Source organism: Malacoplasma iowae (assembly GCF_900660615.1).
Lineage (GTDB): Bacteria > Bacillota_I > Bacilli_A > Mycoplasmatales > Mycoplasmoidaceae > Malacoplasma > Malacoplasma iowae.
Genome location: NZ_LR215023.1, coordinates 1097550 through 1115788, shown reverse-complemented (window position 1 = coordinate 1115788; position 18239 = coordinate 1097550). Strand labels below are relative to the sequence as shown.

The 18239-nt window shown below is 24.0% G+C and carries 12 protein-coding genes; 9 read left to right on the top strand and 3 right to left on the bottom strand.

Annotation, left to right across the window (positions count from 1 at the left end):
* The first annotated feature begins 9 nt into the window (after nucleotides 1-9).
* The 6 genes from EXC57_RS04480 (at nucleotide 10) to rnmV (ending at nucleotide 6273) form a co-directional block, all read left to right on the top strand.
* Nucleotides 10-501 carry a dUTP diphosphatase gene (locus EXC57_RS04480; protein WP_004024816.1) on the top strand — a complete coding sequence of 164 codons (492 nt, stop codon included), beginning with the start codon at nucleotides 10-12 and terminating at the stop codon, nucleotides 499-501.
* Nucleotides 501-1187 carry a M48 family metallopeptidase gene (locus tag EXC57_RS04475; protein ID WP_004024815.1) on the top strand — a complete coding sequence of 229 codons (687 nt, stop codon included), beginning with the start codon at nucleotides 501-503 and terminating at the stop codon, nucleotides 1185-1187. Before EXC57_RS04480 ends, EXC57_RS04475 begins: the two co-directional genes overlap by 1 nt.
* Nucleotides 1188-1321: 134 nt before the next feature.
* Nucleotides 1322-2341 (top strand): phenylalanine--tRNA ligase subunit alpha, encoded by a 1020-nt coding sequence (gene pheS, locus EXC57_RS04470; protein WP_004024814.1) that lies wholly within the window; start codon nucleotides 1322-1324, stop codon nucleotides 2339-2341.
* A complete protein-coding gene (gene pheT, locus EXC57_RS04465; protein WP_129692693.1) occupies nucleotides 2341-4707 on the top strand; it encodes a phenylalanine--tRNA ligase subunit beta in 2367 nt (788 codons plus the stop codon). Before pheS ends, pheT begins: the two co-directional genes overlap by 1 nt.
* Before the next feature lie 43 nt (nucleotides 4708-4750).
* Complete coding sequence (locus EXC57_RS05200; RefSeq protein ID WP_004024813.1) at nucleotides 4751-5752, top strand: ribose-phosphate pyrophosphokinase; 1002 nt, start codon at nucleotides 4751-4753, stop codon at nucleotides 5750-5752.
* Nucleotides 5725-6273, top strand: a complete 549-nt coding sequence (gene rnmV / locus EXC57_RS05195; protein WP_004024812.1) for a ribonuclease M5 — start codon at nucleotides 5725-5727, stop codon at nucleotides 6271-6273. Before EXC57_RS05200 ends, rnmV begins: the two co-directional genes overlap by 28 nt.
* On the opposite strand, the gene EXC57_RS04455 is transcribed toward rnmV, so the two are convergent.
* On the bottom strand, nucleotides 6259-6711 hold the full coding sequence (locus tag EXC57_RS04455) for a hypothetical protein (protein WP_004024811.1): 453 nt from the start codon (nucleotides 6709-6711) through the stop codon (nucleotides 6259-6261). The two genes, rnmV and EXC57_RS04455, sit on opposite strands and share 15 nt — an antisense overlap.
* A 137-nt stretch (nucleotides 6712-6848) precedes the next feature.
* Between EXC57_RS04455 and ileS the strand changes: the two genes are divergently transcribed.
* Entirely contained in the window at nucleotides 6849-9548 is a 2700-nt protein-coding gene (gene ileS, locus EXC57_RS04450; protein WP_129692692.1) for an isoleucine--tRNA ligase, read from the top strand.
* Nucleotides 9549-10184: 636 nt separating this feature from the next.
* Here ileS and EXC57_RS04445 read toward each other — a convergent pair.
* Together EXC57_RS04445 and EXC57_RS04440 are read right to left on the bottom strand one after the other, a co-directional pair.
* Complete coding sequence (locus EXC57_RS04445) at nucleotides 10185-10616, bottom strand: hypothetical protein (RefSeq protein WP_004024809.1); 432 nt, start codon at nucleotides 10614-10616, stop codon at nucleotides 10185-10187.
* Nucleotides 10609-11760 carry an SLAC1 family transporter gene (locus EXC57_RS04440; protein WP_129692691.1) on the bottom strand — a complete coding sequence of 384 codons (1152 nt, stop codon included), beginning with the start codon at nucleotides 11758-11760 and terminating at the stop codon, nucleotides 10609-10611. Before EXC57_RS04440 ends, EXC57_RS04445 begins: the two co-directional genes overlap by 8 nt.
* 217 nt (nucleotides 11761-11977) lie before the next feature.
* Between EXC57_RS04440 and EXC57_RS04435 the strand changes: the two genes are divergently transcribed.
* Together EXC57_RS04435 and EXC57_RS04430 are read left to right on the top strand one after the other, a co-directional pair.
* Entirely contained in the window at nucleotides 11978-14878 is a 2901-nt protein-coding gene (locus EXC57_RS04435) for a transglutaminase-like domain-containing protein (protein ID WP_129692690.1), read from the top strand.
* Between the two features lie 231 nt (nucleotides 14879-15109).
* Entirely contained in the window at nucleotides 15110-18109 is a 3000-nt protein-coding gene (locus EXC57_RS04430; protein WP_004024984.1) for a transglutaminase-like domain-containing protein, read from the top strand.
* Nucleotides 18110-18239: the final 130 nt, after the last annotated feature.

The following is an 18239-nucleotide window of genomic DNA, read 5'->3' as shown; positions in this document are numbered from 1 at the left end:
GGAGAAATTATGAAAATAGATATAGGAAAAATTTTAGAATTACAAAAAGAATTGGATGACAATATTCATAAAAAACACAATATAAATGAAAATGAAGTTTTTGAAAAAAGAAGATTGGCTTTGATTGTTGAAATATGCGAAATGATTAATGTTAATAGATGTTTTAAATTTTGAAGTTTAAAAAAAGATTATGATAAACAAGTTCTTGGTGATGAATTTGTAGATTGCCTTCATTTTATTTTATCTATAAGTTTGCACTTTGGTTTAGATGAAACAGAATATGAAATTAAAGATGTAACTTATGATGATAATCAATTAACATTAAAGGTTTTAGATTTAATTAATCTCGCAAATAAAATTAAAAATAGAAATGACTGTAAAGAATTTATAGTTCATTTATTTGAATTAGCTCACACATTTGGATTTACTGCTCAAGATATAATTGATTTTTACATTAAAAAAAATGAAATCAATTTTAAAAGGCAACAGGAAAATTATTAATGAATACATATTCATCAAGTATATTAATAGATAACAATGAATTTAAAGTGAATGTTAAATTTTCCACAAAGTATAAAAGATTGGCAATGTCTTTTAATGAAAAACTTGAATTAGTTATAAGATCACCAATTATTGTTAATGCTAATGATATTAGCAACTTTATTGCAAGTAACACAAATTGAATTTTAAATAGTTATAATAGTAAAAAAAATAATTCAATGATTAATTTGCAAGACAATTATATATATTTATTAGGAAAAAAATATCAAATAAACTGAATTGAGATAACTGGTAATTTTAAATATTCAATTGATTCAGACTGTTTAAATTTATATGTCAGAAAAAATTTTTCAAAAAAGAATACCATTATAAAGTTTTTGACAAAAAATTATTCTGATTTTATTTTCAAAAAACTTAATTATTGATCAACAATCATGGGTTTATCATTTAATGACTTTAAATTTAAATGAGCTGAAACTAGTTTTGGCAAATGCTTTTATAATAAAAAAATAATTAATATTTCTCCAAGAATTTGTTTATATCCAGAAAACATAATTGATTATTTATTGATTCACGAATTATCACATTTGATTCATCCAAATCATTCAAAGGAATTTTGAAATAATGTGGAAAAATATTATAAAGAATACAAAATGGCTAGAAAATATTTAAAAATACATTATTAAAATTTGTTGTTAGATAAAATCTTTTATTAAATTTTAAAGATGAGTCTAATAACATTTTTTTAAATAATTTATTATTCATTAATCAAAAAACTAATTTATATATAAAATTTAATATGTACAAAAATAGGATAATTATGGAAAATTACAATAAATTAATAGATGAATTTAAGTTAATTATAAGTAACATTAACAATGAAAAAGAGTTAATTGATACAAAAAATATTTTTAATAAAAATCATATTTCTAAACTTTATGATCAACTAAAAAGTGCTCCAATTGAACTTAAAAAAGAAATTGGACAAAAAATAAATGATGTTAAATCAAAAATAGATAACTTATTTGAAGAAAAACTAGAATTCATTAGAAATGCATCACTAAATGACATTAAGTCAAAATATGATGTAATGCTTCCAAGTGATTATATGAAATCAGGTAGCTTTAATCCAATTGAATTAGTTGCAAATGATATTTTAAGATTTTTTAAAGATTTATCTTTTGATATAGTAACAGATAATGAAGTTACATCTGTTGATTATAATTTTGACAAATTAAATTTTAAAGATGATCATCCAGCAAGAAGTTTATCTGATACTTTTTTTATCAATGAAAAACTTTTATTAAGAGTTCATTGTACTAGTGTTACATCTATGTATTTAGAAAAAAACAAATCTGAACAAGAAATCAAAGTTGTTTCTTATGGTAATGTTTATAGAAAAGATGATGATGATGCAACTCATTCGCATCAATTTAATCAAATTGATTTAGTTTGAGTTAAAAAAGGTTTATCTATTTCAAATTTAAAATGGCTAATTAATGAATTAATGAAATACTTATTTAATAAAGATACAAAAACCAGATATAGATTATCTTATTTTCCTTTCACAGAACCTTCAATGGAAGTTGATATTTCTTGCTTTATGTGTAATGGTGATGGATGTAATGTGTGTAAAAAAACAGGGTGAATTGAAATTCTTGGATCAGGATTGCTTCATCCAAATGTTTTAAAAGCTGCAAAAGTTAATCCTGAATTAAATGCTATAGCTGCAGGTCTTGGATTAGATAGAATTGCAATGATTAAATATGGAATTTCAGATATACGTGATATTTATATGAACGATTTTAATTTAATTAAACAATTTAGGGGGAAAAGATAATGTTATTATCTAAAAAATTATTGAATTCCTTTTTTCCTGTTTTAAAAGGTGTAAATGATGATGAACTTGAATACATGTTAAATGCAATTGGTGTAGAAGTTGAAAGTGTAACTAAATTTGACCCAATTGAAAATTTAGTAGTTGGAAAAATTGTTAAAATTGAAAAACACCCCAAATCAGAAAAACTTAATGTGTGCACTGTTTTAGTTAACAATAAAGAAACAATAATAGTTACTGGTGCAAATAACGTTAAGGAAAATAAAAAAGTTATTGTTGCTTTAAAAGGCGCAACAATGATAAATGGAATGAAAATAGCATCTAGAGAAATTCTTGGTATTGAATCTAATGGAATGATGTGTGGTTATAATGAATTAACAACTAGAGATGAATATTTAAGTGATGAAGACAAAAATGGAATTATTATTTTAGATGACAATGCAAAATTAAATGATACTGATGTTTTTAAGTACATTGGTCTTGATGATGTCATATATGATTTATCACTACCATCTAACAGAAATGAATTGAATGGTATTTTAGCTTTAGGTTATGATCTAATGTTGATTTTCTACCCTAAAAACAAATTAGATTTTTCATTTGATTTTTCAAAATATAAAAAAAATAGTATGACTATTGGTAAACTTGATAACTGTGATTTTTTTGGAACTATAGAACTTGATGATGTCGAAGTAAAAGAATCTTCATGAGTTGTTAAAAGTTATTTAATGAATAGTGGTATTAAACCAATTAATTGATTAGTAGATATAAGTAATTTAGCAATGATTATTGGAGGCAATCCAACACATTGTTATGATAAAAACACTCTTGGCAAAACAATCTTTGTTGAAAATTTTTCTAAAAAGAAAAATATTGTTGCTTTAGATGACAACAAATATGAGTTAAACAAAAATGATTTGGTTGTTATGTCTGATGAAAAAATAATTGGAGTAGGTGGAATAATTGGTTTAAAAGACACTTGTGTTAATAATTCAACAAAAAAAGCTCTTTTTGAAGTGGCTAATTTTAATAATGTTTCAATTAAAAAAACATCAATGAACATGGGTTTAAAAACAGATGCTTCTACACTTTTTAGTAAACAAATTCCTTTGTGAATAACAATCAAAACTTTTGAATTATTAATTGATTTATTATCGAAAAGTAAAACAAAATTTGTTGGTATAAAATTTTCAAAATTGAATATTCAACCAAATAAGATTAAGTTTGAACTAGAAAAAATTAATGAAATATTAAATGCTAAATATACAATAGCTAGTTTGAAAAAAATCTTATTAGATATGAAGTTTTCTATAAAAGATAATTATATTTTGCCACCACCATACAGAATAGATATTGAAAATATTAATGATGTTGCAGAAGAAATTTTAAAGAAAATAAATGTTAATAAACTTGAGAATACACCAATTGATAATACTGGTGTGAGAATAATTAACAATTATGAATACGATAACCTTATGTTAATTAAGAATTACTTTATTGATAAAGGTTTTAGTTTAATAAAAACTTACAATTTAACTTCTATTGATTTCAACAACAAATTTAATTTATTTAATTCAAAAAAACATGTAAAAGTTATAAATCCAATTTCAAAAGATAGAGAATATCTAAGAAGTTCTCTAATTGGACAACATATAGATGTTTATGAATATAATGCTAATCATCAAAATGAACTAATCCCTATTTTTGAAATTCAAAATCTAAATTATGATGATAAAGTTCATACACATTTGTGTTTGGTAAATTATGGTAATTATAGAGTAAATAATATTAACAAATCATTTATTGTTAATGACATTTTCTTGTTTAAATCATTATTACTTGATATGTTTAAAATCTTTAATTATGAAATTTGTTTTGATACAGATTTAGGGGAATTAAAAACTCTTTATTTAAAAAATAATTCTATAAGAGTTTTAAATAGTGAAAAAAAACCTATTGGTATAATAGGACAAGTTAATCCATTGCTTATTAAAAATAAAAAAATTGGTAAAGAAGATGTTTATTTTTGTGAAATAAGATTAGATGATTTTTATAAGAAAAAAATAGATTTAAATCTTAGAGTAAGTAAAGATAATGTGATCAATAAAATTATTCGTGTTTTATCATTTGTTGTTGAAGATAACAAAGCAATTGAATTGGTTGAAAAATTAAACCAATGTAAATTGATTAAAAATTGAAAATTAAAAGATGTGTTCAAAATGGAAGAAAATAAAAATTCATATACGATTGAATTTGAAATATTAAATGAAAACAAAAATAAATCACTTTCAATTGATGAAATAAATGTTTTATTTAATGCTGTAATTTCTCATTTTGAATCAAATAATTTGATAATTAAAAAAATATAAGAATTATAATATAATATAAAAATTTAATTTAATAGGAATTTATATGAAGAACTGAATAGTATTTGGACTTTCTAATGGATTGCATTATGCAGAAGAAATTTCAAAAATGGCAAAAATACAATTGGGGCAAATGCAAATATCAAGATTTGCAGATGGAGAAATTTTAATAAAAAGTAAAGAAACTGTTAGAAATTGTGATTGTTTATTAATTCAATCAACATCAAATCCAGTTAATGATAATTTGATGGAATTGTTAATAGGAATCGATGCTTTAAAAAGAGCATCAGCTAATTCTATTACTGTTATAATACCTTATTTTGGCTATTCCAGACAGGATAGAAAAGCTAAGGGTAGAGAACCGATTTCTTGTAAACTTGTTGCAAGTTTTTTAGAAAAAGCTGGTGCTACAAAAGTTATTTTAATGGATATTCATTCTGAACAAACGCAAGGTTTTTTTGATATCCCTGTAGATACTTTAAGAGCAACAACTATTTTATTAAATAAATACTTAGAAAATACAAAAAATAATGATTTTACTATTGTAGCTTCAGATTATGGTGCTGTTAAAAAAGCTAGAGATATTTCAGAACACATAAATGTACCATTGGCAATCATTGATAAAAGAAGACCTAAACCAAATGTTGTTGAAGTTAGTAATGTCTTAGGTGATGTTGAAAACCAAAATTGTGTTTTAATAGATGACATGATTGATACGGGAGGTACAATCTTATCATCTGCTGCTATTTTAAAAGATAAAAAAGCTAAAAGTGTTGCTGTGCTTGCAACACATGGTGTTTTTTCAAATAATGCTATAGAAAAATTCATTGACGCTATTGAGACTGGTGTGATTACTGATTTATATATAACAGACACTATTGTTGAAAATTTAAAAATTAATCATCCAAAAATTCATATTATTTCATTGTCTACATTCTTTGCTGAAATTATATCAGCTCAAATGCATAGTAAATCAGTTTCAAAAATATACGATAAATACTGAGATATGGTTTCAAAAAGATGTCCACAAACATCAAACCAAAAATAAAAGAAGTTGTCATTGTAGAAGGCAAAACTGATTCTGCAAAATTAAAGTCAATATTTGATGTTTCAACCATTGAAACTAATGGTCTTGCATTAACAAAAAACAAAATAGAAGAAATTAAAAAAATTGCCAATGATGTAGGTGTTATTTTATTTTTAGATCCCGATGGACCAGGTGAAAAAATAAGAAAAATATTAATTCAACAAATACCAGTATCTTATAATTGCTTTATTAGTAAAAAAGATATTCTTAACAAGAAAAAGAAAATAGGGATAGCAGAAGCTTCTGTTGAAAGCATTATTGAAGCTTTTAAAAATATTAAAAAATTTGATAATGACATTAATACTATTTCATGATCTGATTATATAATTTTAGATTTAGACAACAAAGAAAAAAGACTTAAAATATGTCAATATTTAAAAATTTCTTATTGTAACCACAAGCAATTATTTAAAAAACTTAATATGTTGGGTATAACACTAAAAGAAATTAATGAAATTAAACAAACCTTAAATATTGTTTAGATAATTTATAACTTGTGATGACATAGTAAAGTATAGTTGATTGATAAATATAGTTCTTTTTTTATATAGTTCTTTATTTTTTTTAAACTTGAATTTTATTGTTAAATTTTTGTCTAAATTTTTACCATTAAGGATTTGATAAAGTTCATTTATATTTTCATTTATTTTTGAATTTAATTTATTTATTAACAAATTAACACTTATTATATTAAATGACATAGGAATAATGAAAAGCAAAACAGTTGGAACTATAACAAATATTCATAATATTTTTTGAGATAAATAAACACAAACAATAAGATATATTATTAAGATAATTAAGAATATGACAAACAAGTAAATTGATCATTTTCTTTGCTTGTAAAAATTTGTTAAATCGTCATATGATTTTAATTTTTCTATTATTGAATTTTGTTCTTTGGATGTTGGTTGATTCATTATTCAAATATCTCCATTTAAAGTGAAAAAGCACAAAAATATTAATTAATACATTTTGTTTTAATTATGATTATATTTTATATTTTTGTGTTTTAATTGTTTATTGATATGCAATATTAATTTTTTAGGGGTGTTTTATGAGAGATTATAAGAGAACATTGAGCATGCCTGTTACAAATTTTGAAATGAAAGCAAATTTAAATGTAAAAGAGCCATGTATTCAAAAACAATGAAGAGAAGATTATTTAGAAAAGAAAATATTAGATAAAAACAAATCTAATAAACCTTTTATATTGCATGATGGACCACCATATGCAAATGGTGATTTACATTTAGGACACTCTCTAAATAAAATCATAAAAGATTTTATTTTAAGATATAAATCTATGAAAGGATTTTACACAAAATTCATTCCAGGATGAGATACTCATGGTTTACCAATTGAGCAAGAAATTAGTAAAAAAATGGGTTCTGATTACTCTAAAATGAGCATTAGTGAAAAAAGAAGTAAGTGTAAAAATTTTGCTATAGAAAATATGTACAAGCAAAGTGAGCAATTTGCAAGACTTGGAATTATGTCTGCAATGAAAGAAACTTACTTAACTTGTGATAGAGACTATGAAATAAGACAATTAAAAGTTTTCTTAAAAATGGTTCAAAAAAAATTAATATTCCAAGACCTTAAACCTGTTTATTGAAGTTGATCAAGTCAAACAGCTTTAGCTGATGCTGAAATTATTTATAAGGATGTTGAATCTGATAGTATATATGTTGCTATTGAAATTCAAGAAAAAAATGATTTTGTTAGTAAAGGTGATAATTTAGTAATATGAACTACAACACCTTGAACTCTTCCATCAAATTTAGCAATTGCTGCACATCCTAAAATAAACTATGCAAGAGTAAAAGTGAATGACAAAATTTATATTGTAAGTTCTTCTTTATTACCAAAAATAAGTGAAAAATTGGGATGATCAAATTATGAAATATTAAGTGAATTTAATGGAAAAAAAATTGAAAAAATTCACTATAAACACCCATTATATGACAAAAAAAATATAGTAATTAATGCTAATTATGTTTCAGAAAAAGATGGTACTGGACTAGTTCATAATGCACCTGGATTTGGTCACGATGATTATTTAGCTTGTAAAAAATATAATATTAAAATTTTTTGTCCAATTGATAACTATGGTAAATTTACTGAAGAAGTAAAAGATAAAGAACTTGTAGGTAAATTCTACATTGATACTAATCCAATAATTATTGAAAGATTAAAAAAATCTGAAAAATTACTTTTAAGTGAAAAAATAGTTCATGCTGCAGCACATGATTGAAGAACTAAAAAACCAGTAATATATCGTGCTACAAAACAATGATTTGTAAATATTTCTAAAATTAATAGTGACATAATTAAATCTTTAAATAAAGTAAAATCTATTGATCCATCTATTATTTCAAAAATGAAAGAAATGATTAATAATCGTCAAGAATGATGTATTAGTAGACAAAGAATTTGAGGTGTTCCAATTCCTATAATTTATGACAAGGATGAACAACCAATTTTAGAAACTAAACTTTTAAACAATATAATTGACATACTAAATGATGAAGGTGTTAATGCTTGATTTAGAGAAGATGCAAAATATTTCTTACCTGAAGAATATAACAAATCTAAAAAATACATTAAAGAAAATGACACTATGGATGTTTGATTTGACTCAGGTACAAGTTTTACAGTATTACAAGCTCTTAAATTAGCATATCCTGCAGATTTATATTTTGAAGGTAAAGACCAATTTAGAGGTTGATTTAATTCATCTTTAATAACAAGTGTTGCTGTTAATAAAATAGCACCTTATAAAACATTACTTACTCATGGTTTTGTTTTAGACCAAAACGGTAATAAAATGTCAAAATCAGCTGGTAATGGAATTGATCCAATGGAAGTATGTAAAGAATTTGGCGCTGATGTTTTAAGAATTTGAGTTGCAAGTACAGATTTTCTAGATGATGTAAGAATATCTAAAGATATATTGAATCAATCAACTGAAACTTATAGAAGAATTAGAAATACTTTATTCAAATTTATGTTGGGTAATTTAAATGGTTTTGATTACAAAAAATTTAGGGATGTTCAATATAGTGAAGCTGATTTATATGTTTTAACTAAATTACATGAAGACATCAAAAAAATTGATGATTATTATGATAAATATGATTATAAAAATATCATTAAATTAATTAATAAAAACATAACAGAACTATCATCTTGATATTTTGACTATATTAAAGATGTTCTATATTGTGATTCAGAAAATGATCCTAAAAGAGTAGCAATTCAATGCGTACTTTATATTTTGTTGGATAACTATTTAAAAGCTCTTGCACCAATTATTCCTCATACTTGTGAAGAAGCTTATAGTTTTTTTGATAAGAAAAATAAAGAGAAATCAATTCATTTAGAGGATTTTGCAGATTATAAATTAGAACCTAAATTAAGAGTTGATTTAGATAAATGAAACAAGTTCTTTAATTTAAAAGATAAAGTATATTCAGAACTTGAAAAAGCAAGAAATGAAAATATTATTGCAAAAAACAATGAAGCAGAAGTTTCTATTTCTTCTGTAGAAAAAATGCCGTTTGATGATGCTACTTTAGCTAAATATTTAAATGTGGCAAAATTTGAATCTAATCAAAAAACAAAAGGTGATGATTTAATTAAGGTTAAAAATCCTAAGTATACTAAATGTGAAAGATGTTGAAATTTCTTTGATAAAAAACAAATGAGTTCAAATAATGAACTTTGCAAAAGATGTGAAAAAAACATTGATTAATATTAATTTAGATCTCCATTAATGGAGATCTTTTTTTATTTATAAACCTAATATTTGTTTTTATTGTTTATATATAAATTTTCAGTGTTTATTAAAATCATTTTTTTAATTTAAGCAAAATATGAAAAAAAGATTTTAATGGTAATTAGTTCAAAGTTTTTATATATTTGAATCAACTTTATGCAAAAAAATGATTTATTAAATTAACTACAATTAAAGTTTTTAAAATGTAATTAATTTATTAGGTTTAGTTCTTTTTTATAAAATGAAACTCAATCAAAAAATTTAGATAAATAGTAAAAAATTAAATATTAAAAATCTTGTTTTTACAACAATAAAACAATAAAAGAAATTGCAATTGATGTTAATTCAAGTAATTCACTTACATAATAAAAGATATTCTCTAATATCAAAAACTACATTTTTCATTAAATAATTTCGCAAAATTAATGATGTATTTAACAAATTATTTTTTTGAAAAATTTAAAATATAGAAAAATATGAATTAATTAAATAAAAGAAAAAAACTCAACTTATATTTCAAAGTTGAGAATTTTTATATTATTAAAATATTGCACATAATATACTTTTATGTAATTTGCAAAAATTATTAAAAGTTTATAAAAAACTTTGACATTATTTTTTAACTAATGGAAGAGTTGAAAGATAGTCATTTAACTCTATTTTAAAAAAATCTATCATTCCGATTTTTCCAATTCAAATATTAAAAGCTTTATTAGGTAAATTGAAATTATTATTTGGTTTTGCATTTCTAATTAGATTTATTACTTTGAAATATGAGTCACAGACCACTATATCAACTTCTGATTTAAATAAGTAAGTATTGATGTCTTTCTTTTTTCTTCACAAAAAAACTAAATTATCATCTCAGTGCTTTTTAGATGCAACATGCTCTAAAAGTTCTTTATTAGTTTTAATTATCATTATGTTCATATTTGTATCTAAAGTATTTAGATGCATTGTTTTTTTATATATATTTGACTTTCTTAGTATAGATTTCAAACAAACTTTGTTTACAAAGTTTTGTTGATATTTTGTTCTAAACATTTTTTTGATCCTTTGTATAAACTACATGATGTTTATCATCGTTTTTATTTGAAAAAACATCTTTTAATAATTTTATAAAAAATCTTGTTGCAATATAAACTATACAAATAAAAGCAACTGTTGAAAATATATATCCTATATATCTAAAAGTATCTGAAACAATAAGTAAATATGATTGATTTGAATTTGTATAAAGCTTTTTTAAATAGTTTGATGCATATAACATAGAAGCTGAACCAATAGCCAAAGGGAATGTAAATGATGCAAAAATAAAGGCAAATTTATGTGTTATAAAAATTCTTGTTGCAAAAAATCATAGAACTATCGTGTATGTAAAAGCAAGCATTATTAACAATACAGACATTACAAATATAAAAGTGCTGTTGCTTCCGCCAAAAGCTTGAATTTCTGGAACAATATTAGCGTTTTGGCTTGGAATTGCAAATGTTTGCATAAAACCTGCAAGTACTAAATTTGGAGGAGCAAAATACACTGCAATACTTGGATATTTTTCTTGCGCTGCTTTAGTTTTAAATAACAATTGATAAGTAATAACTATAAACAAAGGAACAAATGTTATAAAACCAAAAAATCATATCGCTTGAAAAAATCATATAGGTAATATATTCTCATTAAATCTACCAGCAAAAGTACAAGAAGTAATAATTCCAACAGTTGGAACAAGTCATGAACCATAAGCTGGATGAATGTGTCATTTAAATTTCATTAATACATTTTTAAAAAATAAAACAATAAAAATTAATTGTATTAATACAGACAAACACATAACTATTGCCCCAATAACCTGACAAGGTGGGGTACCACTACAACCTTTTTGTCATCCTGCTATAAATTCAGCTATACACATTAATGTCATACTATATGTTGGAAGCAAAGATGAAGAAAGTGTATCTCTTGAGTCGAATTTTAATATTTTAGGGTGTCTAAAATTTCTTATTGTCATTAATAAAAGTAGAAATGATGAAATTGCTATAAGAGGGATTGAACATCATCATAAATTATTTGAACTATAAAATTGTTGAAATATAGTATCTAAAACAGAAGCTAGTCCAGCAATCCCTAATGATAAACCTGTAACAGCCACTGGCATATGTTGTATTCTATGTCTAAACATATTTTTCATAATTACCTCAAAAAAAGAGAAACTATTATTGATTATAACAATTAAAGCAAATATAGATTTAAAACCTTATTATCTTTTCTTCGAAATTTACTATTTTAAGTTAATAAAATGTTTAATTTTTAAAAATTTCTTATAAATTTTAACTACCTTTTCACATGTTTTTAATTTGTTATAATGATGTAAACAATCTTTGTATATGTAAATGAAGGGGGTTGTTATGAAAAAATGAAAAAAATTTAAAGTAATGCTATTTGGCTCAACAACTTTAGCAGTTCTTTTAATTGTTCCAACAGTTTTAACTTCTTGTTGAAGTGGTAATGAAATTGTAACTAATACACCTGATAATCCAATTCCACCAACAGAAAAACCTGGAACAAACCCTGGAGAAGATAATAATACAACTCCACCAGATGAAAAACCAGTAACCCCACCTATTACACCAGATAAAGAATGTTATATAAAATATGTAGATTATTTTTTAGATCCAAATACACCAAAAGGCCAAGAAGAAAATAAAGAATATTGAATAACTAATCCTAACACTCAAAATAAAAACATTTTAACTCGTTGAGGAAATGTTCCTTTACCAATGAAAGAAAATGTAACTGCAGAAGAGGTTTATGATTATTTTACTTATGTTGCCAACAATGGACAATTAGGTAGATCTTATAGTTTTGGGGAAAGAAAAATTGAAACTGATTGAATTGCCAATATTTACATTCAATGATTAGTTGAAAATTGAGCTTTATATCCTTGAATGTCATTTGAAAATGACCCAGCATATTTTCACACTGACAATATGGATAGTTCTCAAAAATATGATTATTGAATTTTAGACAAATGAAGAGGCAATTATGATAAGTTTTTTGATCAAAATAAATTTTATATAAAAAATAATAAATTTAGTAACACTGCAGATTTAATTACTATTGAATCACAACAAAGAGAAAAATTCTTTGAAATGATAAGATTATTTTTAATAAATTATTATCGTCCGGGAATGAGTGATTTAGATAAAGCTTTAGCGGTTTTTGACTTTGTAATGACATATATTGCATATGGAGATTCTTCTAAAGATCCATATGGTGTTTATATGAAACATATGGGTGTTTGTGTACATTATTCATTTACATCTGCTTTTCTATTAAATTTAATTGGTGTTCCAGCATTTATGAATATAGCTGGAGACATGCTTTCTCATCCGGGTATAGAACCACCAGGACATGCTGTAACATGAGTTTGAATTGATGGTGATAATTCAAATCAAAAAAAGTGATATATTATGGACGCTACAGCTAGTGATTATAAGGGTGAAACTACTTGACCAAGTGCTTATATTTTAAGCAGCAATGGTACATGAAACTATTTTTTAAATCCTGTTTCTGATATACCTGGTGGTAACATAGATTACAATTTAAAACAAAATAGTTTTTTTGAATTTTTGAATGGGCCTTGATATTCACCATATAAAAATCAACAAGTAAAAATTTCTGAGAATTATGATTATTTGGATCAAATGGGTACATTTTATAATATTAAAAATAGTTTTGGAAAAAGCACTTATAAACAATCTAAACCAGTTTGATTTAACAAAAATTGATATAGTATGGTAATTGAAAACGATACACAAATTAAATTTTATAAAACATCAATGGGAAATACTGTTAAAGAAGAATTTTATGTTCCAAATAATATAATAAGTGAATTAGGAACCCTTGGAAGAACAAAATATTCTAATCCGTTTTTTGGAACTTACAATGATTGATTAGCATTTTCTGTTTTTGAAAAACCTGACTATATGAATCAAAAACCACTCGAAAACAAAAGAAAAATATATTTTCATAATTTCAATGATACAAATTGAGAAAATACACAAACATTTGATATTCCAGATGAAGTTTTATTTGTGGATGAAAAAGGAAATAAATACGAAACAAATAAAGCATTTTTTCAAACATTCTTTTTTGATAGTGACAAACTATGCATTGAATTTAGTTTTAAAGATAATGCTGGAAATACAATTGGAACAACAATTAAAAGATATGAATTACCAAAAGAAGTTCAAATTAAAAATGATAAATACCTAGATTGAAAAGTAGTGGAAAATGCAAAAATATATTATAGACTAATGGGCAACACTCACCAAGTTGGTACAGAAAATCAACAAGTAACTTTGGAAAATAAAGAAAAATATAATGAATATTTTGATAAATTTAAAGCATCTGATAAACCTTATAATGATTTACTAACTCTTAAAGATTATAGTGATAAATTTGAAAAATCATTATTGACAGCAAAAGAAAATATAGCAAGTGGAGTTTCATCAGACATATACCTTATTGAAGAAAGTGCTTTTGAACAATATGGTTATTATTTTGATGATATAAATCCTGGATTTGATAGTTTTTATAATTTAAATAATGATCAATATAATACAGCTTTAAAATATGACATTTATTTTTCATCAAAATCAGATGACCAATATGACTTAATTGCCAAGGATTTATACAAACCTGTAATTAAAAAAACAGATTTTGAAAAATATAATAGCAGCCCAAATGGAAAGTATTATATAAAGATACATAATTATAATGATACTTTAACTTATAATACTGACCCATTCTATTTTGCTATAACTGATTCAAAGAATGTTGCCATTCAACCAGAACAACCAAAAATTTTATATACAGATAATTTGTCTCCATCTTTGCCGCAAGGTCAGACAAATTATTATGATAAGTTTATTTATAATTGATATGACCAAAAATATACATTGTCTTTTAGTTATCAGTGATCTAAAATTAGTGCAACTTATGATGTTAATGTCAGCTTGAAAAGATATGATTTTAAAACTAAACAAATTAAAACATTAAAAACTTGATATGATCCTTTGCGAAATGAAAAATATGATATTGGAAAAATTACTGAAGATAATAAAGGAATTTACTTTTATGATGTAGAAATTAAATACAAATCAGATTCAAAAGTATTTAATTTATATTCACCATTTATGTATATGATGACAAAAAACGATGTTGATTCAAATAACTTTACTAAGTGAGTTAGTTTATCAAATGAATTAAAAACATTAATTAAAGCTAATAATTCTAAAATATAAAAAAGTAGGTATAAGCTATAATTGCTTATACTTTTTTATTTAAAGCAAAAATATAACACTATAAATTTAATATATATTCTTTTTAAAATAACAAGACAATCATAAAAATTTAATGTTAATAAATTTAAATAAATCAATGTTAATTTTTTTTATATATTTTATAAACCTTTTTTAAAATTTTTATTTTGTTATAATCGAGTAAAGTATTCTTTATGGTTATGGAGTTTGAATATGAAAAAAATGAAAAAATTTAGAGTGATGGTTGGTACAGCAGCAATGGCTACACTTCTGATTGTTCCAACAGTTTTAACATCTTGTTGAAATGGAAGTAATATTGTAACAAATACACCTAATTATCCAACTGTTGTTCCACCATCAAATGATTCGGGTTCTATTCCTGGTGATGGTTCAACATCTAATCCTGGAAATCCAGTTGTTCCACCAGTTGATGATTCCACAAATGAACCAACAACACCACCTGTAAGTCCACCAGAAACTTCTCCAGAAAACCCATCAGATGAAACACCAGTAATTCCACCAGTTGAACCAGATAAAGAAGGTTATATTAAAGGTGTTGATTATTTTTTAGCATCAAATACACCATCTGGACAAGAGGATAATAAAGAGTATTGAATAACAAATCCTAATACGCAAAATGATTACATTCTTCAAGAATGGGGAAATGTTCCATTGCCAATGAAAAATGATGTAAGCAAAGATGATGCTTATAATTATTTCACATATGTTGCAGTTAATAACCAAATTGGTAGACCATACACTTTTGGAAAAAGAAAAATTGAAACTGATTGAATTATTAATGTATTTATAGAATGATTGATAAAAAACTGAACTTTATATCCATGAATGTCTTTTGAAAATCATCCAGCTTATTTTGAAACAAATAAATTAGATCCAACTCAAGATTTTGATTATGATGACTTAGTTACTTGAAGAGGAAAATATCCTGAATATTTTGAAAAAAATAAATTTTATATGAATCGTAATAAATTTAGTAATTCAGCAGATTTCATTACAATTCAGTCTCAACAAAGAGATGCATATTTTGAAATGATAAGATTGTTTTTAACAAACTATTATCGTCCTGGAATGAGCGACTTAGATAAAGCATTAACTGTATTTAACTTTGTAATGTCATATATTGCATATGGAGATTCTAACAATGACCCTTATGGTGCTTATATGAAACACATGGGAGTTTGTGTTCATTATGCATTTACTGCAGCTTTCTTATTGAATTTAATTGGTGTTCCATCATTTATGAATACTGCTCATAATTTATATAGTCACCCAAATGTTTCTCGTCCAGGTCATGCTGTAAATTGGGTTTGAATTGATGCAGATAATTCAGGCGAAAAGAAATGATATATAATGGATGCAACATTTAGTGATTATGAAGGAGAAACTACATGACCTAGTGCTTATGTTTCAACTAGTGGTAGTAATTGAAGTTTCTTCCTAGATCCAGTTTCTGATATTGAAGGTGGAAACATTGATTATAATTTATCTCAAAATAGTTTTTTCCAGTTTTTAAATGGGCCTTGATATTCTCCATTTAAAAATAAAAATGTAAAAGTTTCTCCTGACTATTCATATTTAAATAATAAAGGTACATATCAAAATATAAGATCAAGTTTTGGTAGCAACAAAAATAGCCAATCTAGACCTATTTGATACAACAACAATTGATATAGTCTTATCATTGAAAATGATAGAGATGTTAAAATTTATAAGACATCAATGAATGATGCAAATAAAGAAGAAATCAATATTCCAGATGAAATAATTAGAGATATAAAAGCTAATAATAATGTAAAATATTCAAAACCATTTGCTGGTACTTATAATGATTGAATGGCATTTTCTGTTTTTGAAACTCCAGACTATACAATGGGAACTCCATTTAAAAAAGCAAGAAAAATTTATTTCCACAACTTTAAAGATTCAGATTGAAAAAATACTCAAACTATGGAAATAGAAAATGAAGTTTTATACACTGATGAAAATGGTAAAGAATATAAAACAGAAAATGCTACTTTCCAAACTTTCTTCTTTGATAATGATCAATTATGTATTGAATATAGTTTTAAAAATAATGGTGGTAAAACTTTTGCTTCAGTAATTAAAAGATATGATTTACCAGAAAAAGTACAAATTAAAAATGATACGTATTTAGATTCTAAAGTTGTTGAAAATGCAAAAATTTATTACAAACTTGTTGGAAATACACATAAAATAGGTGTTGAAAATCAACAAATAACTTTAGAAATGAAAGAAAATTATAACAAATATTATAATGATTTTAAATCAACTAACAAGCCTTATGAGGATGTAATAAAACTTAAAGAATATAGTGATAATTTTGAAAAGTCTTTATTAACTGCAAAAGAAAATGTTGCAAGTGGAATATCATCAGATATATATCTTAGTGAACAAGATACATTTGACCAATATGGTTATTATTTTGATGATATAAATCCTGGATTTGATAGTTTCTACAACTTATCAAATGATCAATATAATACAACTTTAAAATATGATATATATTTTGCTCCAGAATCTTCTAATGAATACAAACTTTTACAAAAAGATTTATATAAACCAATAATTAAAAAATCATATTTTAAAGAGTATAATAATAACCCTAATGGTAAATATTATATAAGAATGCATAATCAAGATAATTCGCTTTTATATGAAACTGAACCATTCTACTTTGCAATAAGCGATAGTAAAAATGTTGCTTATATTCCAGAACAACCAAGAATTGATTACACAGAGGTATTAACACCTTATACACCACAAGGGCAAACAAATTATTATGATAGATTTATTTATGATTGATATGACAAAGAGTATCAACTATTATTTAACTATCAATGATCTAGAATAAATACAAATTACGATATAACTGTAAACTTAAAATCATTTGAATTTAAAACTAAAAAAATCAAAACTTTAAAAACTTGAAATGATCCATTAAAAAAAGAAAAATATGTAATTGGTAAAATTAATGAAAATAATAAAGGGATTTACTATTTAGATATAGAACTTAAATATAAAAACAATCAAAAAAAATTCCATTTATATTCTTCATTCATGTACATGATTACAAAAAATGATGTTGATTCAAAAAACTTTAGTGAATGAGTTAATTTATCTAAACAATTGAAAGAAGAAATTTTAAAAGAAAATCCCAAACCACAAAAATAATAAAACGTCATGTAAAATAACAGACAACAATCCTGCAAAAAAGGATTGTTTTTTTTTTTTTTTTGTTAGTAAAATAATTTTAAATAAATAAATAAAAAAGGTTTGACATAATAAAAATAAGAAATTGTTT